The sequence below is a fragment of the Acidovorax kalamii genome, from assembly GCF_002245625.1.
GTDB classification, from domain to species: Bacteria; Pseudomonadota; Gammaproteobacteria; order Burkholderiales; family Burkholderiaceae_C; genus Acidovorax; species Acidovorax kalamii.
The window spans coordinates 564,175-587,390 of sequence record NZ_NOIG01000004.1 but is presented as its reverse complement, the minus strand read 5'-3'; the positions used below and the strand labels follow the sequence as shown (position 1 = coordinate 587,390).

Sequence of the window (23,216 nt, the reverse complement as noted above, 5' to 3'; positions counted from 1 at the left end):
GCGCCTAGCAGCAAGTGCCCTGTGCACGGCGAGGGCGCAGTGCTAGCATGGCCCGACCACCATCACAAGGAGTGGGCCATGACTGCAATGAACGTCGTGCACATGCGTGTGAAACCGGGCAAAGAGGACGACTATGTCCGCCTGCACCAGGAGATGGACATCCGCTCCATGCCCGGGGGGCGCAACTTCTGGCTGATCCGTTCGGGCGAACGCAGCTTTGTTGTTGTGGGTGAGTGGGACAGCCTGGAGGCGATGGCAAACGCCCGCCCCGCGATGGTTGCCAATCTGGACAAATTGCGCCCCTTGCTGGAAGACCTTGGCGGTGGCCGTGGACTCACCGAGCCGTGGTCGGGCGAGGTGTCGCTGCATGTGAAGCCCTGAAGGTGGCGGCGCAGGCGGACAACAGGATCGCCAAGCGCATGGAAACCGCCAGTTCATCCCGCCCGCCCAACGGGCCATCAGCAGCCCCCATGCCTCGTCTGCGCCCAGCGATACCGACTGGGCGCGTCATCTTGTGCGGCAGGGCCCAGGGCCCGCTTGGCGCTGGGCAGTGGGCGCCGGGCTTTTGAGATACAAACACCGCCATGCTTCAGCCCCAACCCCAGCCAAACCACTTCACCCCCACCTTCGCCCACGTACCACCCGGCCCGCTGGCAGGCCCCCTGCAGTTGCTCCCCATCAACGCCACCGCAGTGTCCGTCCACACCACCAATGGCGCGCATGTGGGTTCGCTCAAGCTGGTTGGCGGGGTGTGGAAGTTCAAGGCCATGGGCTACGACGCAGCCGGGCGCATGGAGCCGGGCCACGGGCCACTGACGGATCAACACAACATGCAGTTCGCCACGCTGGATGCGGCCGAGGTGAGTGCGCGGTTGCTGGGTGCTTTGGGAAGCCATCCGTAGAAGGCACTTGCACTTACTCGCCAAACCCTTGGCGCTTTCAATTTGATAGCAAAAAAGGCAATACCATCAGGCGGAAACGGCCCATTTCGCCTCTATTTCCGCTCCACTAACGCCCGCAACGGCTGCCCGCCTATTGAGAGCTGAAACACCAGCCCCATGGCCTGCACCTGCCAGCCTTGTTTGGCCACGGTGGGGCTGAGCTGGAAACCCGCCATCACGCAATCGGTCGTGCGCACCTCGCCTGCTTCGGGCGGGCTGCCCAGCATCTGGGTGTAGGTCTGCGGCGGTTGCTGCATCGGCGCTTGCTGTGGCTGCGCCGCCTGCCCTTCTTTCACCAGCACTAGGTACGCCCTCTCACGCGCGATGGGGGCGGCGGGGTCGGCGCCGTCGGGGCGCAGGGTGAGGGGGAAGTCGGGTACGGGGGTGGCCGGGTCGAACGCCAGCTGGGGCGTGAACTCGGCCTTAGTGGGTGCGCCGTTGCTCTGTGCCCAGTGCAGGCGCAGGTAGGGTGGGGGTTCCTGGGCGGACCACATCAGGTGCACGTTGTTGCCGTGGGTGCAGTAGCTGGGGTGGGCCACGGGGTGGGGGTGGGCGGGCCATTGGCCGCCGCCGTGGCGTTGCTCCACGCGCAGCAGGCGGGTGTCGGGGGTGCCCAGCAGTGACTGGGTGTAGATGAGCCCCACGCCGGGCAGGTGGTAGCGCTGCACGGGCTGCACGGTGTGGGCCAGCGGGGGGTTGCTGGCGGGCAGCTCGCGGCGCTGGGCCACGTCGCGTGCGGCGGTTTGCAGGGCACTTTGCGCCAGCAGGCTGGCGTAGACGGGCACGGCGGCAATGGCCAGGCCGGTGAGGCCCAGCACCAGGCTTTCGGCGCGCGAGAGTGCGGGCCGCACCCAGCGCCCGGCCAGCACATGGCCGCCAAACCACACCACAGGGCCCAGGGTGTAGAGCGACAGCACAAACACACCCAGCGCGGCGGGCCCACCGACGGCGCGCGCGGGCAGCAGCACGGCCGCTACCGCCAGCAGCGCGGCCAGCACCGACACCAGGCGCACCGCCAGCCAGCTGCCCACGCGGCGGCTGGGTTTGAAGTAGCGGCTCTCCAGCCACAGCAGGGCCACCACCACGGCCAGCAGCCCGGCGGCCATGCGCCACCAGGCCTGCTGCTCGGCGGCGGGCATGCGGGCGAAGGTGTCCAGCATCTGGGGCAGGTCCACAGTCAGTTCCTTTCAATGCGGGTGGTTGGTGGGCTTGGGCTCTAGCGCTTTATTGCTTCAATTTTTATAGCTATCAGTGCTTATCCATCAGGCGGTAGAAGCCAATTTGACTCAAAGAATTTCAGGTTTACTGCGCCCCACACACAAACTCCACCGCCGCACACACCGCCGCCACCTGTGCGGCGATGCACTGCTCGGGTGTGGCGCGGGGGCTGTCGGGGTAGACCTCGGTGGTGGTGGTGTAGCGCGCGCCGCTCACGCTGGCGCAAAGGCCCCAGGCCTTGAGCTGGTAGCGGATCACGCCCGGGGCCACCACGGGCGAGCCGATGATTTCGTTCTTGTCGTCGGCAGGCGCGATGTGCGTGACGCGGCCCACGGCGTCGATGATGGATTGCTGGAAGGCGGGCTGCGGGTTCTCGGTGTCGTCCACCAGGTAGAAGCCGTCGGGGATGCTGCCGGGCTCGAACACCTTGCCGTCGCGCGCGGCCACGGCGGGGCGGTATTCGGATTCGTCGGTGTCGGTGGTTTCGTGCAGGTCGATGTGGGCGGCGAATGGGCCGTATTGGGCCTGGTGCTGTGCCACCAGTTGCATGAGGGCGGCGGATTCCTGTGCGGGCGAGCCTTCCTTGAACGCGCGGTTGGGGTCGATGGCGTCGAAGTTCCAGCGCTGAATGCGCTCATACGCCCAGGGGCTGACGCAGGGCACCACCAGCAGGTTGGCGCGGCCCGCAAACTCGGCCGCATGCTGTTGTGCAAAGCGCAGCGCGCCGTGCACCCCGCTGGTTTCGTAGCCGTGCACGCCACCCGTCACGAGCACGCTGGGCAGGCCGGGCTGCCAGGGGTGGCTGCGCAGGGCCTGCAGGGGGAAGTGCTCGGGCGCGTGATGGGTGTTGGCATAGGCCACCTCGCCGTAGGGCAGCACATCCCACTGGCTGCGCAGGGCGTCGATGGCGCGCAGCACGTCTTCGGCATGGCTGCGCTGGCGCACCTGGCGCGCGCGCCACTGGTCGCGTTCGGCGTCGCCCCAGGGTTGGCCGGGCGTGCCGATGGGGTAGGAGGGAGTGGGTTGCATGGGTGTGTGGGCAGGTATGAGAAGAACCCGTGGCCGACAGGGCCCGGGCAGGTCGCAGAGCGTTCATAGAATACCGCGATGCCCTTCCCCCTGATCCGGCCCTTGCGGCTGGCCACCTCGTCCCTGGTTCTGCTGGTTTGCGCCCTGGCGGCCCATGCACAGAACGCCCCTTCAACCGCCACCGCATCCACCCCGGCCCCACGCCCGGCGGGTAGCAGCCCGGTGGATGGCGCAGCGCAGACATCTGCAGCCGCCGCCCCCACAGCGACCGATGCCGCCCTGCTCTCGCGCGATGCGCGGCGCATTTACGAGCTGTCGCGCGACAAGCTGGTGCAGATCCGCACGCTGCTGCGCAACGCGGGCACGCAGGCGTCGATTGGCTCGGGCTTTTTTGTGTCGGCCGATGGGCTGATCGTGACCAACTTCCATGTGGCCAGCCAGCTGGCGCTGGAGCCCGAACGCTACCGGGGCGTGTACGTGACGATGGAAGGCCAAGAGGGCGAGGTGGAGCTGCTGGCGTTTGACGTGCAGCGCGACCTGGCCGTGCTGCGCGCCAAGGGCCGCACGGCCGCTGCGCCGGTGCTGGGCTTTCGGCCCGCCGACGAGGCGCTGGCGCAGGGCGAGCGCATTTACTCGCTGGGCAACCCGCTCGATATCGGCTTTGCCGTGACCGAGGGCACGTACAACGGGCTCGTCAAGCGCAGCTTTTACCCGCGCATCTTTTTTGGCGGCACGCTCAACCCCGGCATGAGCGGCGGCCCGGCGGTGGACGACGCAGGCCGCGTGCTGGGCGTGAATGTGGCCAAGCGGCTGGATGGCGAGCAGGTGAGCTTTTTGATCCCGGCCGAGTTTGCGCAGGCGCTGGTGCAGCGCGCGGCCAACGCCCAGCCCATCACCCAGGCCGCATATGGCGAAGTGACGCGGCAGCTGGTGGAGCACCAGCAGGTGCTGACCGACCGGTTTTTGAAAACGCCGCTGCGCGAGCAGCGCCACGGCAGCTACCGTGTGCCCGTGCCCGACGACGCGCTGGCGCGGTGCTGGGGCTCGGGGCGCGACCCGTCCTTCCCCGGCCTGAACCTGGAGCGCACGCAGTGCCGTGCCGACAGCGATGTGGTGGCGGGCGACTTCAACACCGGCGCGGTGCGCCTGTCGTACGAGGCCTACAACGCGCCCACGCTGGGCGCCGCGCGGTTTGCGCGCATGTATTCGCAAAGTTTTGCCAACGAGCAGTTGCCCACACGCGGCAACCGCCACCAGACGGCGGCCGAGTGCACCGAGCGTTTTGTGGACCCCGGCAGCCTGCCGCTGCGGGCCGTGGTGTGCCTGTCGGCCTACCGCAAGCTGACCGGCCTGTACAACATGACGGTGCTGGTGACCTCGGTGAACCAGCCCACGCAGGGCGTGCTGGGCCGCCTGGATGTGCAGGGCGTTGCGTTTGACAACGGCATGAAGCTGGCCGGCCACTACCTCAAGGCCTTCCGCTGGGAGGCCGCACCATGAGCACGATGCCGACAACGACCACCCTGGGCCTGATCGAAGCCCATGACCGCCACGGCGCCCTGCTGGCACGCGCGCCCATCACCCGCTGGCCCGTGACCGTGGGCCGCGCGCTGGACTGCGACTTGGTTCTGGACGACCCGTTTGTAGCCCCCCGGCACCTGCGCATCGACCGCACGGTGGACGAACACCGCACGGTGCAGGTGGAGGTGCTGGAGACCCGCAACGGCGCCCGCCTGCAGCGCAAGCGCCATGCCCAGGGCGAGCGGTTTGACTGGCCCGGCGGCACGCCCATCGACCTGGGCCACACCCACATCACGCTGCGCCTGGCCGATGCGCCCATTGCCGACGAGCAGGCGCTGCCGGAGTTTCCGTGGCGCACCGTGGGCACCACGGCCGCGCTGGTGGTGCTGGTGGGGGCGGCGGCCATGGCCTCGTCGTGGCTGGAGTCGCGCGACAGCTCGCAGTACCTCAAGTCGCTGCCCAGCGTGCTGCTCATGCTGCTGCTGGTGATGAGCGCCTGGTCGGGCCTGTGGGCCGTGGCCAACAAGATGTTTGCGGGCCGCCTGCAGTTCTGGCGCCATGTGCGCATTGCCTGCACGGTGTACCTGGCCAGCGAAGCCCTGCGGCTGGTAGCCAACCTGGCGGCGTTCTCGTTCTCGCTGGAGGCGCTGTCGCAATTCGCCAGCGTGCTGGGCGTGCTGGTGCTGGCCTGGGCGCTGTATGCCCACCTGGCCACCGTGCTGCCCCGCCGCCGCGTGGGCCTGGCCTGGACGGTGGCCGCCGTGGTGGCCCTGGGCTTGCCCGCATGGCTGGGCGCACAGTGGCTCAACCGCATGCGGCTGACCAACGAGATGTACATGAGCAGCCTGTTCCCCCCCAGCCTGCGCGTGGCCCCGGCCGCACCGGTGGACCAGCTGCTGCAAGACGCCGAAGCCCTGCGCGCCAAGCTGGACCGGCGCCTGAAGGACGATGGGCTGGCGGACGAGGACGAATGAGTGGGTGGGTGGGTAGATGCCACATTGAAAAGTGTTTCTTATATTTGACAATAATACGTTTTTGCAAATAATAAGAAACACTATGCCCACCCCATCGCCTGCTACACCAGAAAACTGCACCGCCCTGCTCCAGGCCCTCGGCGCACAGATTCGCAGCCAGCGCAAGGCGCTGCGGCTGAGTGCCACGGTGACGGCCGAGGCGGCCGGGGTGTCGCGGGTCACGCTGCACCGCATCGAGAAGGGGGAGCCTTCGGTCACCATGGGCGCCTGGTGCAACACGCTGGCTGCACTGGGCATGGTGCTCCAAGCGCACGGCGGCAGCGAGGTGCCGTTGGCAGGCGCCGCGCCCGACCTCACGGGCTGGATTCCGGCACGTGTGCCGCTGGCCGACTACCCCCAGTTGCGCGCGTTGGCCTGGCAGGTGCATGGCACCGATACGCTGACGCCCGCTGAAGCCCTGGGCATCTACGAGCGCAACGCGCGGCACCTGGACATGCAGGCCATGCCCGCCCACGAACAGGCGTTGTTGGAGGCGCTTCAGTTGGCGCTATCGCCCAACGTAGCAACCAGGGCTACCGATGCAGTTTGAACGCCCGCACCACCAGCGCATTGCGCATGTGCTGGGCGCGCTCAACGGAGCCACGCTGCGGCAGCACGGCTGCCTGTTTGGCGGCGGCACCTGCATTGCGCTGCGCCATGGCGAGTACCGCGAGTCCGTGGACATTGACTTTCTGGTGTCCGACGCCGGAGGCTACCGCGCGCTGCGGCAGCTGCTCACCAGCCCCGATGGGCTGGCCGCCATCTGCCACAGCCATGCTCCACCACTGGTGCTGCTGCGCGAGATCCGTGCCGACCAGTACGGCATCCGCACCCAGGTGCAGATGGATGGGCAGGCGATCAAACTGGAGATCGTGCGCGAGGCGCGCATCGTGCTGGAGCCCCCTGCGGCCAACGACACCTTGTGCGGCGTGAGCACCCTGACCCACCTGGACCTGGCGGCATCCAAGCTGCTGGCCAACTCCGACAGGCAGGCCGACGACGGCGTGTTCAGCCGCGACGTGATCGACCTGGCCATGATGGAGCTGCCCCTGCCCGCCTTGCGCGCAGCGCTGGCCAAGGCCGCCGACGCCTATGGCGCATCGGTGGCGCGCGACCTGGGCAAGGCAATTGACCGGCTGCACACCCGCACCGGCTGGCTGGAGCGCTGCATGCAGGCCATGGCCATGCAAATGCCCAAGGCGGTGCTGTGGAACAAGGTGCGCGCGCTGCGGCGCATCCTGCCCGATGCGTGAAACAGAAGCCCCCAGCCAGCCCCATGCGCCGCCGCAAGCCCCACCACCACGTCTACGTGGTCGAACTCTCCAAAGACGTGCTGCTGGAGCCGCGCTTTCGCAAGAACAACCCAGGCTACATCGATGGCAAGCCCTGTGTGTATGTGGGCATGACCGGGCTGGACCCGGATGTGCGGTTTGACAAGCACAAGGCGGGTATCCAGGCCAACCGGTTTGTGACGCAATACGGCCTGCGGCTGCTGCCAGACCTGTACGAGGGGTTCAACCCCATGAGCTACGAGGAGGCGGTGGACCGGGAGATCGAGATCGGCATCGACCTGCGCTCGGCGGGGTTTGGGGTGTGGCAGGCGTGAGCACCCGCCGCCACGCTGACACGCCGACACGCATATACCATCGGCATTTACTCCTCTTTTGGTAGCTACCAGCGCTTACCCATAGCGCGGAAGCAGCCAATTTCATTCAAACTTTTCTTCCATCACCATCCCATGAACTTCGCAGACCGCCTGAAACAACTCCCCTCCGCCAGCCACCTCGCCGCCCTGCACCTGCTGGGCACCGACGGTCAGGTCCTCGCCACCATTGAGAACAAGCCCGGCCAGGGCGGATCGCTGGTGGTGTATGCCGCGCTGGGGGCGCTGTATGGCGGCCGCATCACGCCCGCAGCCGCCAGCCTGGGGCTGGAGTGGTATGCCGAGCATGTGGCGGATGCGCGCGCCTTTCCCGGCAAGCATCCCAACATCGACCGGCTGCTGGCCTGGGCGCAGGGCAGCGAGAGCTTTGGGGTGCAAGTGGTTTTGGTCTGAGAAAAAAAACTGCCGTGGCAGCGGCAGGTTGTCGAAAACGCACAGGCCCGTTCGTCGTAGGGGTGTGAACACGTTGAATGAGCGATATCGTTTGGCGGTTCACGCTTTCATCCACCCTGATGCCCACCCTCAAGGAGACCCTGCATGACCACCACCACTACCACCGGCACCGTCACCCTGCACCGCGTGCTGCGCGCCCCGGCCGAGCGCATCTACCGCGCGTTTCTCGACCCCGATGCCATGTGCAAATGGCTGCCGCCCCATGGCTACACCGGCCGGGTACTGAGCCTGGATGCGCGCGTGGGCGGCAGCTACCGCATGCAGTTCACCAACATGAGCAGCGGCGGCACGCACGCGTTTGGCGGCGAATATGTGGAGCTGGTGCCGGGCGAGCGCATCGTGCACACCGACCGGTTTGACGACCCCAACCTGCCGGGCGAAATGCGCACCACCGTCCAGCTGAAAAAGGTGATCACGGGCACCGAAGTGTCCATCGTGCAGGCGGGCATCCCGGCGGTGATCCCCACCGAGATGTGCTACCTGGGCTGGCAGGAGTCGCTGCAGCTGCTGGCGCTGCTGGTGGAGCCGGAGATTCCGGGCGAGTAACGCCCACAGCCCCCGGCCCTGGTCACTTCAACCGCATCACTTCAACCACTTGTCAGCCGCCTGCTTGATGGTGCCTCGGCTGTCCACCAGGCCCCACACAAAGCCCATCACACGCACGTAGTCGGCATCGTCGGTGGGCAGCATGAATCCCAGGTAATTCTTCGGGGTCAGCGGCGCATCGACGAATGCGGCGTGCAGGCGCGGGTCGGCCTTGGCGTAGTGCAGGGCTTCGTAGGTCTCGGTGATCATCACGTCGCCCTTGCCCTCGGCGATCAGCGCGGGGATCTCGGCGTTCTTGTCGTGCGTGCTGACCTGGGCGGCCTTGAGGTTGGCCAGCACATAGGTCTCGTTGGTGCCGCCGGGGTTCTTGATGACGCGCACGGCGGGCTGGTTCATGGCGTCCAGGCTGGTGTACTTTGCCTTGTCGGCGGCGCGCACCAGGGCCACTTTGCCAAACGGGGCGTAGCCGGGCAGCATGTCAAAGATGCGCATGCGGTTGACGTTGCGGGTGATGCCGCCCACGGCCACGTCAAACTTGTCGCCCTGCAAATCCTTCACCAGGTTGGGCCACGAGGTCTGCACATATTCGATCTTCACCCCCAACTCCTTGGCCATGGTTTCGATCACGTCGATGTCGTGGCCGCTGTAGCCCGCGTCGGTCTTGATGGCAAACGGGCGGTAGTCGCCGGGCGTGCCCACGCGGATCACCTTGGCCTCCATGATCTTGTCGAGCCGGGGGCCTGCCTGCGCGGCCTGGCTGAAAAAGGACAGGGCAGTGGCCAGGGCAGCGGCAGCCACGGCAAGCGTTTTCTTGGGGATCATGTGGGAAGTGCTCCAGAGGACAAAAAGGATAAAACCAGCCGCCAAAGCAACGCTGCATGCACCACCCTGGCAAAGCCACAAAAAGGATACGCCAACCACAAGCACGCAACATGCCACGCGCGACCGGTGGTGGCATGTTGCGGGCACTGCCGTCGTGCTGGGTTACCCTCCGGGGCCTGAAGACCATTCCCCCGGCTTGCCCCACAGCAAGCCACACCCATTACCCGAGGAACACCATGAAAAAACTCAACGTCACCATCCAGCTCGAAATGACCGTGCCCGACGACTGGGAGCTGGTCGAAACCTCCGAAGGCACGCCGGTGATCCAGATGGCCGACGGCAAGTTTCTGGACATCGCCATCGAGCCGCTGTTTGCCACCGACCCCGAAGACATGTGGAGCAGCACCGACAGCGAGGAAGAACTCCATGAAGTGCTGGACATGGTCGAAAGCGAAGCCGTGACCTATGAGTTTGTGACGCACTGACCAAGGCTTGGCCTCCGGCCCGCCATTTCCTCGTTTGCCCCCCCGGCCACAGTCCCACTGCAGCCTCCTCGCCACGCCAGACTCTCCCGTGCCAGCACCTTCGCCCCATCCTGTTCATCTCCCCCTCCTCACCCGCCGCACCGCACTGGCCAGCGCGGGCGGCCTGCTGCTGGCACCCGCCATGGGCCTGCACGCCAAGCCGCAGCCTGCATCTCCCGCCAAGCCACCTGTAGCACCCGCCGTATGGCCCCAGGCGCTGCAGGTGCCGGGCGGTGTGGCCCGCCTCTCGCTGGGCCCTGCCGCCGCGCGGCCCCGGGCCCTGGTGCGCCAGGGTGACGTGGATGTGCCGGTGCTGGTGGTGGGCGATGTAGTCGAGTGGACGGCCATCGTGGGCATTCCGCTGGCCGCAGCGCCCGGCGACGCGTTCATCACCGCGCTGGCCGACGGCGGCAGCCCCCGCCCGCTGCACTACACGGTGGCGCCCAAGCGCTACAAGGAGCAGCACTTGCAGGTATCGCCGCGCACGGTAGACCTCTCGCCCGAAGACCAGGCGCGCTACGAGCGCGAGCGCGACCACCAGGCGCGGGTGATGGCCACCTTCACCGAGCTGCCTGCGGGCCAGGCCCAGCCGTCGCTGCGCATGCGCGTGCCGGTGCCCGGGCGGCGCTCCAGCTCGTTCGGGCTGCGCCGCGTGTTCAACGGCCAGCCGCGCAACCCGCACAGCGGCATGGACATCGCTGCGCCCACAGGCACGCCCATCGTGGCCCCGCTGGCAGGCCGGGTGATCGACGTGGGCGACTACTTTTTCAACGGCGGCACGGTGTGGCTGGACCACGGCCAGGGCCTGCTCAGCATGTACTGCCACCTGAGCCGCATGGATGTGCGCGTGGGCGATGTGCTGCAGGCGGGCGACGCCTTCTGCCAGGTGGGCGCCACCGGCCGCGTGACGGGGCCGCACCTGCACTGGGGCGTGATGCTGAACCGCAGCATGGTGGACCCGGCCCTGTTCATCCCTGCATAACTACAATTTTGATAGCTGCTTGCGCATGATGGACGAGCGCAAGCAGCCCATTTCATTCAAAACCTACGCCCCGCCCGCCCCCATGACCCCGCGCCTGATCCGCTTCAACAAACCCTATGGCGTGCTGAGCCAGTTCACGGCCGAGGGCAAGTGGCAGGGGCTGAAGGACTACATCGCGCTGCCCGGCGTGTACGTGGCCGGGCGCCTGGACGCCGACAGCGAAGGCCTGCTGCTGCTGACCAACGACGGCCAGTTACAGGCCCACATTGCCGACCCGCGCTTCAAGATGGAGAAAACCTACTGGGTGCAGGTGGAGGGCATCCCGGATGAGGCCGCGCTGGCCGCGCTGCGCAGCGGCGTGGTGCTGAACGACGGCCCCACCCTGCCCGCCCGCGCGCGCCTGCTGGAACCCGCACCCGCCGTGTGGGACCGCACCCCGCCCATCCGCGAGCGCAAAGCCATCCCCACCGCGTGGATCGAACTCATCATCCGCGAAGGCCGCAACCGCCAGGTGCGCCGCATGACCGCCGCCGTGGGCCACCCCACGCTGCGGCTCATCCGCGCAGCCATCGGGCCGCACACGCTCGACGGGCTGGCGCCCGGTGCCTGGGCCGATGCGGACGTGGGGAGCTACGCCGCCACGGCGCCCATGCGCCGCGAAAGCGCCGAGCCCCGCGCGCGCAAGAAGGTGCGCAAGCCCTCGGCATAGTCCGCGCCCACGGCCTGCTGTACCGATGTGCGGGCGGCCAGCGCCGCACGCCAGTGCGCCACGCGGGGCAGGCCCTGCCACAACCCCAGATCTGCCATGCCTGGCAAGGGGTCGATGACATCGAAGTAACGGAACACGGGGCCGAACACCGCGTCCACCATGCCGAAGTCTGGCCCGGCAAAGTACGGCCCCGGCCCGCTGCGTTGCCCCAGCGCGTCCTCGATCTGCACAAAGCGGCCGCGCAAATCGTGCGCGCGGGCCTGCAACGTGGCCTCGTCGGGCGCCGAGTAGAACGCGCCGATGCTGCCCAGCACCGCAGAGCCAAACTCCATCCACGCGCGGTGGCGGGCTCGCTGCAAGGGGTCCTGCGGGTGCAGCGCCGGTGTGGCGACTTCGTCCAGGTATTCGCAGATCACGGCCGACTCGAACAGGCTCTGGCCGCGCACCTGCAGCACCGGCGTCTTGCCCAGCGGCGACAGGGCCAGAAACCAATCGGGCTTGTGCGCCAGATCAATGGTGCGGCGCTCAAACGCAAGGCCTTTTTCGTGCAGCACGATGGCCACGCGCTGCACATAGGGGCACAGCGCATGCGAAACCAGCGTGAGCCCAGGTGCGGCCACTGCACCGGTCACGACAACAGCCCCTCGGCGCGCAGCGCGGCCTGCACCTGCGGGCGGGCTGCCACGCGCGCCATCCAGGCCTGCAGGTGCGGGTAGGCGGTGAGCGGGATGCCCAGCAGGTTCGACCAGTTCACGATGGTGAAGCCATAGGCGTCGGCCACGCTGTAGGCCCCCGCCAGGAAGTCGCTGCGCGACAGCACCGCATCCAGCTCGGCAAACCGGGTGGCCAGCTTGGCCCGCGCGGCCTGGCGCGTGGAGTCGGCGGTTTCCTTGTGCCACAGCCAGGGGCTGAAACCCTTGTGCAGCTCGGTGCTGATGAAGGTAAGCCATTCCAGCACGGCCAGGCGCTCGCGCGAGCCGGGTTGGCCAATCAGCGCCCGCGCCGGATCCAGGTCGGCCACGTACTGCAGCAGCGCCGCGCCCTCGGTGTGGCGCGACTGGTCGGCAAGCTCCAGCAGGGGCACGTAACCGCGCGGTGAAATATCGAGGAAGTTGGCGCCGGCCTCGGTGGTGTGGCGCGCCAGGTCCACCTTCACCAGGTCAAAGGTGGCACCCACCTCGCGCAGGGCAATGTGGACGGCGAGCGAGCAGGCGCCGGGGGCGTAGTAGAGCTTCATCATGGTGGCGGGGCTTTCTGTCAAAAAGAGGTGGAAGGTCGTCACCCGGATGCATGCGGCCTGGATCGGATCGGGCCGGCAGGGGCGACAGGCAGAATTTATGATTGCACTAGCGCAAACGAAATTCGCAGCCATGAAATCATTGATTGCAACAACGCAATACCGTCTGGGCGCCGCCGAGCTGGAGGTGCTGCTGGCCATGGTGCGCACCGGCACGCTGGCGGCGGCCGGCGAGCGCCTGGGGGTGGATGCCTCCACCGTGTTCCGCGCGATCCAGCGCATCGAGAGGGGGCTGGGGCAGTCGCTGTTCGAGCGCTCTCGCGCGGGCTACCGCGCCTCGGAACTGGCCCAGGCCCTGGCCGAGCAGGCAGAACGGGTAGAGGCCGCCCTGGAGGCCGCGCGCACCGCCACCCAGGCGCAGCCTGAGCAGATCACGGGCACGGTGCGCATCTCCACCACCGACACCCTCCTGCACGGGCTCATCGCACCGGCACTGCAGCGGCTGCAGCCCCGGCACCCGGCGCTGGTGTACGAGCTGCATGCGGGCAACGAGCTGGTGAGCCTCACACGGCGCGACACCGACATCGCCGTGCGCGCCACCAAACGCCCGCCGCAGCATCTGGTGGGCCGGCAAATCGGCACGATCCGCTCGGCGCTCTACACCGCCCACACCAGCACGCTGGCCTTGTCCGATGTGCAGGCGGGCCGCGCGGCCTGGGTCGCGCCCGACGACTCCATGCCCGACCACCCCTCGGTGCGCTGGCGCAAGAAGCAGTACCCCAAGGTGCAGCCCACCTACCGCGTGAACAGCCTGCTCACGGTCATGGAGCTGGTGGCCCGGGGTGCGGGCGTGGGCGTGCTGCCGACCTTTCTGGCCCAGGGCCGCAGTGACCTGCGCCCGCTCACCGGGTCGCTGGCCGAATGTGACAACGAGCTGTGGCTGCTCACGCACCCGGAGTCGCGGCACCTGCGGCGCATCGCAGCGGTGTACGGGCATCTGGCAGACACGGTGGAGCTGCCCTGAGGGCTCCACGAAACGACCGATGATTGCTATGCATTCAATAGCTGTCAGCGCTTAGCCATTGCGCGGAGTCGGTCATTTCAGCGCCCCCTTAGAACCTGTTCAAGATCTTTTCGAGGATCGCATTGGAGTGCAATCGGGATGAGTGGATGCTTCGGATGCACAGCATGGGCTCATGCCCATGCAAGCAGCCGGAGCGGCCTTGTCGCCCGATTTCACTCCAACCCTGCGGGCAAGTGCCTTGCCGGGCGGTCTGCGGCGTTGCGGCGCTTGCCAATAGCCGAGCTATTGGCTGCGCACCGCGCCTAGCATCCCATCCCGGCAAGGCACTTGTGCGACCCCGAAAAGATCTTGAACAGGTTCTTACACCAGCGGCACCGCCTTGTTCACCGGGTGCGACAGCACCAGCGAAGTGGACACGCTGCCATACGCCGCCAGCGCATCCACCACACGCTCCAGGTCGGCGGGCTGGCCGAAGGCGCAGCGCACCACAAAACAGTCTTCACCGGTCACACGCACGGCCTCGAGCACCTCGGGCATGGACTGGAACAGTTGCACATAGCGCTGGATATGCTCGTGCGTGGTGCGCACCCGCACCACGGCCTGCAGGCCCAGCCCCACGGCGGCGAGGTTGATGCGGGCGGAGTAGCCCGCAATCACGCCTGCGTCTTCGAGTTTCTTCACGCGCTCGCTCATCGCGGGCTGCGACAGGCCGATCTGTTTGCCCAGCGCCGACAGGCTCTGGCGCGCGTCGTGCTGCAGGGCCGTGAGGATCTGCCGGTCTTTTTTGTCCAGTTCCACAGCAGCGTTTCCTTTGTGTTTGCGATGACTTCAAGGTTTGGGCGGGCGATTTCCGATGGCTGCCACTGGCCGAGGTGGCCGCAGATTCCTATCGTGGGCGGGCAGTGATGGATCTGCTTTGACAACAAGGAATTTGGATGACGACGCGACCTGTTTTGCTCATTCCGGGCATCTACAACTCGGGCCCCACCCACTGGCAGTCATTGTGGCAAACGCGGCACGCGGGCGTGGCGCGGGTGGAGCAGGCCGACTGGGACCACCCCGTGTGCGACACCTGGGTGCGTGCACTCGATGACGCGATTGCCGCGCTGCCGCAGCCCCCGATTCTGGTGGCGCACAGCCTGGGCTGCCTGGTGGCGGTGCACTGGGCCGCACGCCACCGCCGGTCCGTACATGCGCTGCTGCTGGTGGCGGTGCCCGACCCCAGCGGGCCGAACTTCCCGGCCGACGCCCACGGTTTTGCGCCGCTGCCTGGCACCTTGCCCGCCGGGCCCCGGCGGGTGCTGATGAGCAGCACCACCGACCCCTATTCCACCCCCGGCTTTTCAGCGCAATGCGCCAGCGCCTGGAACGCCGAACCTGTGGTGCTGGGCGCGCGGGGCCACCTCAATGCCGACAGCGGGCTGGGCGACTGGCCCGAGGGGTGGGCGCTGGTGGAGCGCTGGCGCGGCGAGTGATGCCTGCTGCTCTATCGCTGCGGGGCGCCTGGCCTCACACGTTCAGCCGCCACTAGTCTGGGCTTGGTCGATGATGAGGTAGCGCTTCACTAGGTCGAAGAAGCTTTCGTAGAAGGTGTCTTTGGAAATGGTCTCGCTGCCCACCTTCACCAGCGATTCGCTGCTGGAGGAAAACGGCAGCGACACCGAGCCGATGGCGCCCACGCCCACGCTGGCGGAGTTGTTGGTCTTGCGCAGGGCGTAGGTGTCCTGCAGCGCGGTCACAAAGCCCAGGCTCACCTTGCCGTCATTGGCCTCGGGCACACACACCACGCGCACCACCATCTGCAGGTGCGATTCGGCCTCGGGCTGGAAGCTCTTCTTGCCCTCGATCAGCTCGGCCTGCTGGGTGGAGATGACATAGCCCTGGCTGAGCAGCGCACGGCGCGATGCCTCGCAGGTCTGCTGCGGGGTAGCGTCAAAAAGGCGCGAATAGGTGGCCACGGAGCCAAAGTTTTCCTGCACTTCGAAGGTCTTGACGGTGGTGCCCACGCAGCCCGCCAGCAGCAGGGCCGATGCACCGCCTGCCACGGCCAAGGCCAGCGCCCGCAGCGGGGCACGGGCTGGCGCGCTGGCCGCCGTTGCGGCGGGGGGCAAGGGGCAATGCGTCTGGGGTTTTGGTGTCATGTCGGGTTGTTTTCTTCACGCTGCGCAACAGGGTGCTCTGACGGCACAGGCCCGGCGCGGTTCCATCGATTTTAGGGAGCGGCCAGCCCACCGGCCGCTACATGGCCAGGGTTTGGACGGGGTTGTTCGCCGTGCCCACCATCTTCCGGCAAGTTATACCCGCAGCATGTGCAACAGGTTGTGGATAAACCCCGGAACAACCTTCAGAACGTGTTCACGATCTTTTCGGGGCCGCGTTGGGGCGCAATCGGGATGAGTGGATGCTTCGGGTGCGCTGCATGGGCTCGTGCCCATGCAAGCAGCCGGGGCGTCCAATCGCCCGATTTCGCCCCAACCCTTCGGGCAAGTGCCTTGCCGGGCGGTCTGCGGCGTTGCGGCGCTTGTGGATAGCCGAGCTATCCACCGCGCACCGCGCCTTGCATCCCATCCCGGCAAGGCACTTGCGCGGCCCGGAAAAGATCGTGAACACGTTCTCAAACCCGCGCCGGTGTGTGGTTTCAGCAGGCTGCACAAAAAACCGGCATTCCTGCACCCCATGGGCCACACCCCCCGGCTTGCCCCGGAGCCTGCTCCACAGCAGCTACACTATTGATAGCTATCAGCGCTTATCCATTGCGCCCAAGAGGCCAAAAAAGCTTGTAAAGCTGCCGCCTCCCGTCAACGCAGCCTTTCGCCCACCTCTCCCAACCCCACCACCGCCCGTGCCCCTTGCTTCCCTGTTCTGCCTGGTCGTCGCCATCAGCGACGGCGACACCCTCACCGCGCGCTGCGGCGCGCCCGGCGCCTACCAGCAGGTGAAGGTGCGCATTGCCGCCATCGACGCACCCGAGTCGCGCCAGGCGTTTGGCCAGAAGTCGCGGCAGCACCTGGCGCGGCTGTGCTTCAGGCAGCGCGCCACGCTGCAGCCGGTGGATGAAGACAGCTACGGCCGCACGGTGGCCCATGTGCGCTGCGGCAGTGCCGATGTGGCCACGGCCCAGGTGCGCGCGGGCCTGGCCTGGGTGTACACGCCCTATGCCGAATCTCGCCCACAGCTGGCGGCGCTGCAGCAGCAGGCGCGCAGCAGTGGCACCGGCCTGTGGTCGCAGAAGCGGCCGCTGGCGCCGTGGGACTACCGGCACCGGCGCAGCCAGCGCTGAGCTGGCTGCAGAGGGATGGATCAGGTGCGCAGCAAAGCCAGCACGCCCTGGGGCATCTGGTTGGCCTGCACCACCATGGCGTTGCCCGCCTGCTGCAGGATCTGCTGGCGCGCCAGGGTGGCGGTCTCCACCGCAAAGTCGGTGTCGGTGATGCGCGCCCGGCTGGCCGAGAGGTTCTCGCTGCCGATCTGCAAGTTGGTGATGGCCGACTCCAGACGCGACGACTGCGCGCCGATGACGGCACGCTGGCTGTTCACGTAGTCCAGCGCGCGGTCTACCGACACGATGGCCTGCGCGGCCGAGGTGGTCACGTCCAGCGTGTTGCGCAGCCCCATGGCGCCCAGACCAATTGCGCCCACGCGGGTTTCCAGGGTCTGGTTGGCGTTGGCGCCCACCTGGAAGACCTTGGTGCTGATGGCGCCGCTGGTCGAGGCGATGTTTTCGTAGGTCTCGGTGAAGCCCTGCAGCGCGTCCTTGCCCGAGCGGCTGCCCTGGTTGGGCAGCGCCGCCTTGGCGTCGCGCACCATGCCGCCGTCCACGTCGGCGCCGCCAATGGCGCCGGTGTCGGCATTGTTCAGGTCAAAACTGCCGATGAAGGCCGCCCCGTTGAGCCCGTACTGCGTGAGCACATCGCCCGCGTTGGTGAAGGCCCCGGCCGAGGCTGCGCCAATGGCCGCGTCCAGCGTGGAGCCGGGGTTGTTGCTCATGTAGGTGAGCACATCTTTGATGCCGGTGCCGCCCGCCGTCTTGATGCGCTCGTGCATGTAGCGCACGGCCGAGTAGCTGGACGAGTAGAACTCGCTGGTATTGCTGGGCCCGCCAATGGCCGCCACCACCGCGGCCACGCCCAGGTTGGCCACGTCGGCGCGCACCCGTTCTTCGGCGCCGTGGATGAATTCGGCCGCGCCTTCGGCAAACCACAGGTGGCTGCCAGTGATGTTCTGCCAGTTGGTGGAGCGGGCCATCACCGCGTGCACCATTTCGTGGGCAATCACACGGTCGTTGTAGAACGGCGCAGAGCCCCCATTGGGCGGGTTGGGCGGCACGAAGTCGGCCATGTCCACCTGCAGCACCAGGTTGTTGCCCCGCCCCTGCCCGTCAAACCCGGTGACCTGCACATAGGCAGCCACACCGCCCGCGTTGTCGGTAAAGCCGGTGTAGCGGATGTCGATGGCCGCCCCATCGCCCTGCAGGCCAAAATAGGTGCGGATAAGGTTTTCGCTGCTCTCCAGCCAGCTGCCCGCGCTGGTCAGGCCATCAAACACGGACAGCAGGTTCTCGTCGCCCACCACGCTGGCGTCAGAGCGGTCGAACACGTCCATGCCGTTGAACTGCGTGGTGCGCCCGGTACGGTCAATCTCTTGCGCCAGCCGCGTCACCTCGGCCTGGATCGCCTGGCGGTCGGACGCGCTGTTGGTGTCGTTGGCGGCCTGCACAGCCAGCTCGCGGATGCGCTGCAGGCTGGCCGTGACGCTCTGCAGCGCGCCCTCGGCCGTCTGCATGAGCGACAGGCCGTCGTTGGCATTGCGCGCCGCCTGGTTCAGCCCGCGGATCTGCGAGGTGAAGCGCTCGGAGATCGCCAGGCCCGCGGCGTCGTCCTTGGCGCTGTTGATGCGCAGGCCCGAGGACAGGCGCTGCACGGTCGTGGCCATATCGCTCTGCGCATTACCAAGCCGGCGCTGCGCATTCAGCGACATCACGTTGGTGTTGATCGTCAACCCCATGGCCAGCCCCGCAGCTCCTGGTGAGTGGTGGATAAATACACAGGCACCGCGCCCCACGCCACAGCGCCGGGGGCCCGGAAACCCGCTTCTCTGTCTCCTTATCGACGCGCTCCGGCAAAACCTGAATGGCGATTTCTGCGGGTCTTTACCTAAGCCGCCAGCGCGCAGGGGGCATCGCCGATAGCATCGTGGGGTCTTTCTCCCTCCTGGCTCCACCGCGCACAGCGCCCCGGTGCCAACCCGTCCCCGTTTGTCATGACCGCCCCCCCATCCCCTTTTGCGGCGCCCACTGCCGAGCCCACCAGCGTCTACCGCCATTCCGGTTTTGTTGCTTTTCTGATCGCCCGCGTGGTGGCCGTGGTGGCCACCCAGGTGCAGGCCGTGGTGGTGGCCTGGCAGGTGTACGACCTCACCCGTGAACCCCTGGCGCTGGCCTATGTGGGGCTGGCGCAGTTTCTGCCCATGCTGTGCCTGCTGCTGCCGGCGGGCGATCTGATCGACCGGTTTGCGCGCAAGCGCATCCTGGCGCTGGCCTGGGCGGTGGGCGGGGTGTGCAGCGCACTGCTGTGGTGGCTGTCGGGCCACGGGGCCAGCGGGGTGGCGGGCATTTATGCGGTGCTGGTGCTGTATGGCTGTTCGCGCGCGTTCTCGGGCCCGGCCATGCAAAGCCTGCTGCCGCAGATCGTGCCGCGCGGGCATCTGGCGCAGGCCATGGCTGCCAACAGCATGCTGATGCGCGTGGCCAGCATCGGCGGGCCCCTGCTGGGCGGGCTGCTGTATGCGCTGGGCGGCGGCGAGCTGACCTATGCCATGTGCTGCGCCTGCTTTGCGCTGGGGGTGGCGCTGGTACTGCGGGTTCCGGTGGCACACGGCACCGCCCCCGGGCCCACGCAGGGCACGATGTGGCAGCGTTTTGGCGCGGGCATCGGCTTCATCCGCTCGCGGCCCATCATCCTGGGCACCATTTCGCTGGACCTGTTTGCCGTGCTGCTGGGCGGCGTGGTGGCCCTGCTGCCCATCTACGCGCAAGAGGTGCTGCACGTAGGCCCGGCCGGCCTGGGCGCGCTGCGCAGCGCCATGGCCGTGGGCGAGGTGGGTGCCGGGCTGTACCTGAGCATGCGGCCCTTCAACCGCCATGTGGGGCGCACCATGTTCATCGCCGTGGCGGTGTTTGGTGTGGCCAACCTCGTGTTTGCGCTCTCACACTGGTTCTGGCTGTCGTTTGCGGCGCTGATGGTGGCGGGAGCGGCCGACATGGTGAGCGTGTACATCCGGGGCGCGCTGGTGCAGTTCTCCACGCCCGACACGATGCGCGGGCGGGTGAACGCGGTGAACATGCTGTTCATCGGCTCGTCCAACGAGCTGGGCGAGTTCCGCGCGGGCACCAGCGCCGCCTGGCTGGGCGTGGTGCCCGCCGCCGTGGTGGGCGGGCTGTGCACGCTGGGCGTGGTGGGTGGCTGGATGCTGGCGTTCAAGACCCTGCGTACGGTAGACCGTTTCGAGGAAGCTGCGCAGGCCAGCAGCTGAGCAGCTGAGCGGTTCAGCGACGGCGCGACAGCCCTTGTAAACAAGCTCCGGGGCGTTTGTGTCGCGCAGGTAAAACCCGCGCGGCAGGCTTGCACGGCGCGTTGGGGCGGAGCACCATGCGCTCCACTGCCTGCCCCCTGTGCGCCCCATGAACGCTCCTTCCGCCCCGCTCCCCGGCCCTCTTCACCGCCGCACCGTGCTCGCTGGCCTGCTGGGCATGGCTGCCACCGCCCCGCTGGGCCTGGCACGCGCCGCTGCCCCGGCGGGTACCGCTGGCTGGGCCAGTGCAGACGAAGCCACGCAAACCCGCCTGCTGGACCGCGTGACCTGGGGCAACACCGCCCAGGGCGCACAGGCGCTGCCACCGCAAGGGGTTGCCGCCTACCTGGCCGCGCAGCTGTGCCCCCCGCCCGCCACGCTGCCGCGCGCGGCCCAGGCGCAGATCGACGCCATGGCCATCACCCGCACGCCCCTGCCCGAGCTGGCCGCGCGCATGGAGGCGCAGCACCAGGCCGCCAAGGCCCAGCCCACCGAGGATGGCCGCAAAGCCGCGCTCAAGGCCTGGCAGCAGGACATGCGCGCGCTGCAGCAAGAGGCTGCCGAGCGTTTTGTGCTGCGCGCGCTGTATTCGCCCACCCAGCTGCGCGAGAAGATGACCTGGTTCTGGATGAACCACTTCAGCGTGTTTGCGGGCAAGGGCCACCTGCGTGTGCTGGTGGGCGACTACGAGGAACGCGCCATCCGCCCCCACGCACTGGGCCGCTTTCGCGACCTGCTGGGTGCCACGGTGCGCCACCCGGCCATGCTGCATTACCTGGACAACGCCCGCAACGCAGCGGGCCGCATCAACGAAAACTACGCGCGCGAGCTGATGGAGCTGCACACGCTGGGCGTGGACGGCGGCTACAGCCAGCAGGACGTGCAGGAGCTGGCACGCGTGCTGACCGGTGTGGGCATTGCGCGCCAGCCAGACAGCGACGAGCACCCGCGCATGAAGCCCGCGCTGCGCCGCCACTACGTGCGCGATGGCCTGTTCGAGTTCAACCCCCAGCGGCACGACTGGGACCCCAAGACCCTGCTGGGCCAGCCCCTGCGCGCCGAAGGCCTGGCCGAGGTGGACGAAGCGCTGGACCGACTGGCACGCGCACCGGCCACAGCGCGTTTCATCACGCGTAAGATCGCGCTTTTCCTAGTGGGCGACAAGCCACCGCCCGCGCTGCTGCAAACCCTGGCCCGCACGTTCGAGCGCACCGATGGCGACATCGCCGCCGTGCTGGAGGCACTGTTCAGCGCGCCGGAATTTCGTGCATCGCTGGGCCAGCGCTTTCGCGACCCGGTGCACTATGTGCTGGCCAGCCTGCGCCTGGCCCATGGCGACGCCGTGCTGCCCGGCGCCGAGCCCGCGCTGAGCTGGCTGCAGCGCCTGGCCGAGCCCCTGTATGGCCGCGCCACGCCCGACGGCTACCCGCTGGACGCGGCGGCATGGGCAGGCTCAGGGCAGATGTCCACGCGCTTCGAGATCGCCCGCGCCATCGGCGCCGGGGTGGCCACCGTCCCCGTGCCCACCCCGCGCGAGAAGGAGATGAGGATGGCCGAACAGTCTGCATCGCAGCGCACACCCCCACCGCTGGCGCAGAGTGCCTATGTGCGCGCCCTGCAGCCCACCTGGTCGGCCGCCACGCGCAATGCGCTGGCGCAGGCGGCATCGCCACGCGAGTGGAACCTGTTGTTCCTTGCATCACCGGAATTCATGCACGGCTGAGGAAATCACCATGCGACGCAGACACCTTCTTCAAGCGCTGGGCACCAGCGCCCTCGGCGTGCACAGCGCCAGCGCGATGGCCGCCCCCGGCGCGCAGGACGTGCGTTTTCTGCTCGTGTTCTTGCGCGGTGGTTATGACTGCACCAGCCTGCTGGTGCCCACGGCCAGCAGCTACTACTACGAGACACGGCCCAACATCGCCATTGCCCGCCCGGGGCAGGACGGCGGCGCGCTGCCGCTCACGCCCGACTGGGGCCTGCACCCCGTGCTGGCAGATTCGATGCTGCCGCTGTACCAGCAGCGCCAGCTGGCCTTTGTGCCCTTTGCGGGCACCGACGACCTCTCGCGCAGCCACTTCGACACGCAAGACAGCATGGAGCTGGGCCAGCCCGTGGGCGGGCGGCGCGACTACCGCTCAGGTTTTTTGAACCGGCTGGTGTCCGAGCTGAACCCACGCACCGGCAACACCCCGGCCACGGCCGCGCTGCAGCCCATGGCCTTCACCAGCACCCTGCCCCTTGTGCTGCGCGGCGCAGTGGATGTGCCCAACACGCTGCTGAGCGCGGCGGCGGGCCGCAGTGGCGTGGATGCGCGGCAGGCGCAGCTCATCGAATCCATGTACCGGGGCACGCCACTGGCCACACCCGTGGCCGAAGGTTTTGCCACGCGCGAAGAAGTCGCCCGCACCATGCAGGGCGAGATGGAGGCCGCCAGCCGCAACGCACTGAGCACCAAGGGCTTTGAAGGCACGGCCCGGCGCATGGCAAAGCTGATGCAGACGCGCTACCAGATCGGTTTTGTGGACGTGGGCGGCTGGGACACCCATGTGGGCCAAGGCGCGGCCACCGGCGCGCTGGCCAACCGGTTTGAAGAGCTGGGCCGGGGCCTGGCAGGCTTTGCCGACGAGATGGGCCCGGCGTGGAAGCACACCGTGGTCGTGGTGGTCAGCGAGTTTGGCCGCACCTTCCGCGAGAACGGCAACCGGGGCACCGACCACGGCCACGGCACCGTGTTCTGGGTGCTGGGCGGCGGTGTGGGCGGCGGCCGCATAGTGGGCGAACAGCAGGCGCTGACGGCCACCACCTTGTTCCAGAACCGCGACTACCCCGTGCTCAACGACTACCGCGCCGTGCTGGGCGAGTTGTTCGCCAGGTTGTACGGGTTGAACGCGGCGGCCGTGGCGCGGGTGTTTCCAGGGACGAAGGGGGCGGACTTGCGGCTGGTGTAGCTTGCGCCGAATG

At 67.8% G+C, this 23,216-nt stretch carries 26 protein-coding genes; 18 read left to right on the top strand and 8 right to left on the bottom strand.

The genetic code is table 11. The features are described from left to right. Nucleotides 1-78: 78 nt before the first annotated feature. Both CBY09_RS05770 and CBY09_RS05765 read left to right on the top strand, forming a co-directional pair. On the top strand, nucleotides 79-381 hold the full coding sequence (locus CBY09_RS05770) for a putative quinol monooxygenase (RefSeq protein WP_094287320.1): 303 nt from the start codon (nucleotides 79-81) through the stop codon (nucleotides 379-381). A 203-nt stretch (nucleotides 382-584) separates the two neighbouring features. After that, nucleotides 585-902, top strand: coding sequence for a hypothetical protein (locus CBY09_RS05765; protein WP_094287318.1), 318 nt, complete (start codon nucleotides 585-587; stop codon nucleotides 900-902). Between the two features lie 92 nt (nucleotides 903-994). Here CBY09_RS05765 and CBY09_RS05760 read toward each other — a convergent pair whose 3' ends face one another. Then, on the bottom strand, nucleotides 995-2,116 hold the full coding sequence (locus CBY09_RS05760) for a hypothetical protein (protein ID WP_094287316.1): 1,122 nt from the start codon (nucleotides 2,114-2,116) through the stop codon (nucleotides 995-997). 127 nt (nucleotides 2,117-2,243) lie between these two features. Continuing rightward, nucleotides 2,244-3,188: a M14 family metallopeptidase gene (locus tag CBY09_RS05755; RefSeq protein ID WP_094287313.1), complete on the bottom strand. Its 945-nt coding sequence runs from the start codon at nucleotides 3,186-3,188 to the stop codon at nucleotides 2,244-2,246. Nucleotides 3,189-3,266: 78 nt separating this feature from the next. Between CBY09_RS05755 and CBY09_RS05750 the strand changes: the two genes are divergently transcribed. The 7 genes from CBY09_RS05750 (at nucleotide 3,267) to CBY09_RS05720 (ending at nucleotide 8,384) form a co-directional block, all read left to right on the top strand. Next, nucleotides 3,267-4,688, top strand: coding sequence for a S1 family peptidase (locus CBY09_RS05750; protein ID WP_094287311.1), 1,422 nt, complete (start codon nucleotides 3,267-3,269; stop codon nucleotides 4,686-4,688). Further along, nucleotides 4,685-5,683 carry an FHA domain-containing protein gene (locus CBY09_RS05745; protein ID WP_094287309.1) on the top strand — a complete coding sequence of 333 codons (999 nt, stop codon included), beginning with the start codon at nucleotides 4,685-4,687 and terminating at the stop codon, nucleotides 5,681-5,683. The genes CBY09_RS05750 and CBY09_RS05745 overlap by 4 nt, the downstream gene beginning before the upstream one ends. A gap of 82 nt (nucleotides 5,684-5,765) precedes the next feature. Next, complete coding sequence (locus CBY09_RS05740; RefSeq protein ID WP_094287307.1) at nucleotides 5,766-6,272, top strand: helix-turn-helix domain-containing protein; 507 nt, start codon at nucleotides 5,766-5,768, stop codon at nucleotides 6,270-6,272. Next, the gene (locus CBY09_RS05735) at nucleotides 6,262-6,975 is read left to right on the top strand and encodes a nucleotidyl transferase AbiEii/AbiGii toxin family protein (RefSeq protein WP_094287305.1); all 714 of its coding nucleotides are present in this window, start codon (nucleotides 6,262-6,264) and stop codon (nucleotides 6,973-6,975) included. The genes CBY09_RS05740 and CBY09_RS05735 overlap by 11 nt, the downstream gene beginning before the upstream one ends. A 23-nt stretch (nucleotides 6,976-6,998) precedes the next feature. After that, entirely contained in the window at nucleotides 6,999-7,328 is a 330-nt protein-coding gene (locus tag CBY09_RS05730; protein ID WP_094287303.1) for a hypothetical protein, read from the top strand. Between the two features lie 132 nt (nucleotides 7,329-7,460). Then, nucleotides 7,461-7,778 carry a DUF2322 family protein gene (locus CBY09_RS05725; RefSeq protein ID WP_094287301.1) on the top strand — a complete coding sequence of 106 codons (318 nt, stop codon included), beginning with the start codon at nucleotides 7,461-7,463 and terminating at the stop codon, nucleotides 7,776-7,778. Nucleotides 7,779-7,922: 144 nt separating this feature from the next. Beyond that, on the top strand, nucleotides 7,923-8,384 hold the full coding sequence (locus tag CBY09_RS05720) for an SRPBCC family protein (protein WP_094287299.1): 462 nt from the start codon (nucleotides 7,923-7,925) through the stop codon (nucleotides 8,382-8,384). A gap of 36 nt (nucleotides 8,385-8,420) precedes the next feature. Here the strand turns inward: CBY09_RS05720 and CBY09_RS05715 are convergent, their stop codons facing one another. After that, nucleotides 8,421-9,206, bottom strand: coding sequence for a transporter substrate-binding domain-containing protein (locus CBY09_RS05715; RefSeq protein ID WP_094287297.1), 786 nt, complete (start codon nucleotides 9,204-9,206; stop codon nucleotides 8,421-8,423). A 236-nt stretch (nucleotides 9,207-9,442) separates the two neighbouring features. Between CBY09_RS05715 and CBY09_RS05710 the strand changes: the two genes are divergently transcribed. From CBY09_RS05710 to CBY09_RS05700, 3 genes are all read left to right on the top strand, one after another. Then, nucleotides 9,443-9,691 carry a hypothetical protein gene (locus CBY09_RS05710; RefSeq protein ID WP_094287295.1) on the top strand — a complete coding sequence of 83 codons (249 nt, stop codon included), beginning with the start codon at nucleotides 9,443-9,445 and terminating at the stop codon, nucleotides 9,689-9,691. A gap of 88 nt (nucleotides 9,692-9,779) precedes the next feature. Next, nucleotides 9,780-10,712: a M23 family metallopeptidase gene (locus CBY09_RS05705; protein WP_240515595.1), complete on the top strand. Its 933-nt coding sequence runs from the start codon at nucleotides 9,780-9,782 to the stop codon at nucleotides 10,710-10,712. 28 nt (nucleotides 10,713-10,740) lie between these two features. Beyond that, nucleotides 10,741-11,421 (top strand): pseudouridine synthase, encoded by a 681-nt coding sequence (locus CBY09_RS05700; protein ID WP_420807441.1) that lies wholly within the window; start codon nucleotides 10,741-10,743, stop codon nucleotides 11,419-11,421. Here CBY09_RS05700 and CBY09_RS05695 read toward each other — a convergent pair. Further along, a complete protein-coding gene (locus tag CBY09_RS05695; protein WP_094287291.1) occupies nucleotides 11,343-12,053 on the bottom strand; it encodes a glutathione S-transferase family protein in 711 nt (236 codons plus the stop codon). The genes CBY09_RS05700 and CBY09_RS05695 overlap by 79 nt on opposite strands. After that, a complete protein-coding gene (gstA, locus tag CBY09_RS05690) occupies nucleotides 12,050-12,658 on the bottom strand; it encodes a glutathione transferase GstA (RefSeq protein WP_094288045.1) in 609 nt (202 codons plus the stop codon). The genes CBY09_RS05695 and gstA overlap by 4 nt, the downstream gene beginning before the upstream one ends. Before the next feature lie 133 nt (nucleotides 12,659-12,791). On the opposite strand from gstA, the gene CBY09_RS05685 reads away from it, so the two are divergent. After that, complete coding sequence (locus CBY09_RS05685) at nucleotides 12,792-13,682, top strand: LysR family transcriptional regulator (protein ID WP_420807439.1); 891 nt, start codon at nucleotides 12,792-12,794, stop codon at nucleotides 13,680-13,682. A gap of 360 nt (nucleotides 13,683-14,042) precedes the next feature. On the opposite strand, the gene CBY09_RS05680 is transcribed toward CBY09_RS05685, so the two are convergent. Further along, on the bottom strand, nucleotides 14,043-14,480 hold the full coding sequence (locus CBY09_RS05680; protein ID WP_094287289.1) for an Lrp/AsnC family transcriptional regulator: 438 nt from the start codon (nucleotides 14,478-14,480) through the stop codon (nucleotides 14,043-14,045). Between the two features lie 137 nt (nucleotides 14,481-14,617). Between CBY09_RS05680 and CBY09_RS05675 the strand changes: the two genes are divergently transcribed. Next, a complete protein-coding gene (locus CBY09_RS05675; RefSeq protein WP_094287287.1) occupies nucleotides 14,618-15,157 on the top strand; it encodes an RBBP9/YdeN family alpha/beta hydrolase in 540 nt (179 codons plus the stop codon). A 42-nt stretch (nucleotides 15,158-15,199) separates the two neighbouring features. Here CBY09_RS05675 and CBY09_RS05670 read toward each other — a convergent pair whose 3' ends face one another. After that, nucleotides 15,200-15,823, bottom strand: a complete 624-nt coding sequence (locus CBY09_RS05670; RefSeq protein WP_094287286.1) for a DUF2242 domain-containing protein — start codon at nucleotides 15,821-15,823, stop codon at nucleotides 15,200-15,202. A gap of 701 nt (nucleotides 15,824-16,524) precedes the next feature. On the opposite strand from CBY09_RS05670, the gene CBY09_RS05660 reads away from it, so the two are divergent. Continuing rightward, complete coding sequence (locus tag CBY09_RS05660) at nucleotides 16,525-16,962, top strand: thermonuclease family protein (RefSeq protein ID WP_094287284.1); 438 nt, start codon at nucleotides 16,525-16,527, stop codon at nucleotides 16,960-16,962. Between the two features lie 20 nt (nucleotides 16,963-16,982). Here the strand turns inward: CBY09_RS05660 and CBY09_RS05655 are convergent, their stop codons facing one another. Beyond that, nucleotides 16,983-18,686 carry a flagellinolysin gene (locus CBY09_RS05655; RefSeq protein ID WP_094287282.1) on the bottom strand — a complete coding sequence of 568 codons (1,704 nt, stop codon included), beginning with the start codon at nucleotides 18,684-18,686 and terminating at the stop codon, nucleotides 16,983-16,985. A gap of 255 nt (nucleotides 18,687-18,941) precedes the next feature. Here CBY09_RS05655 and CBY09_RS05650 point away from each other — a divergent pair, with 255 nt between their 5' ends. The 3 genes from CBY09_RS05650 (at nucleotide 18,942) to CBY09_RS05640 (ending at nucleotide 23,203) form a co-directional block, all read left to right on the top strand. Beyond that, nucleotides 18,942-20,213 (top strand): MFS transporter, encoded by a 1,272-nt coding sequence (locus CBY09_RS05650; RefSeq protein ID WP_094287280.1) that lies wholly within the window; start codon nucleotides 18,942-18,944, stop codon nucleotides 20,211-20,213. A 148-nt stretch (nucleotides 20,214-20,361) separates the two neighbouring features. Beyond that, the gene (locus CBY09_RS05645; protein WP_094287278.1) at nucleotides 20,362-21,975 is read left to right on the top strand and encodes a DUF1800 domain-containing protein; all 1,614 of its coding nucleotides are present in this window, start codon (nucleotides 20,362-20,364) and stop codon (nucleotides 21,973-21,975) included. 10 nt (nucleotides 21,976-21,985) lie between these two features. Next, entirely contained in the window at nucleotides 21,986-23,203 is a 1,218-nt protein-coding gene (locus tag CBY09_RS05640) for a DUF1501 domain-containing protein (RefSeq protein ID WP_094287276.1), read from the top strand. Nucleotides 23,204-23,216: the final 13 nt, after the last annotated feature.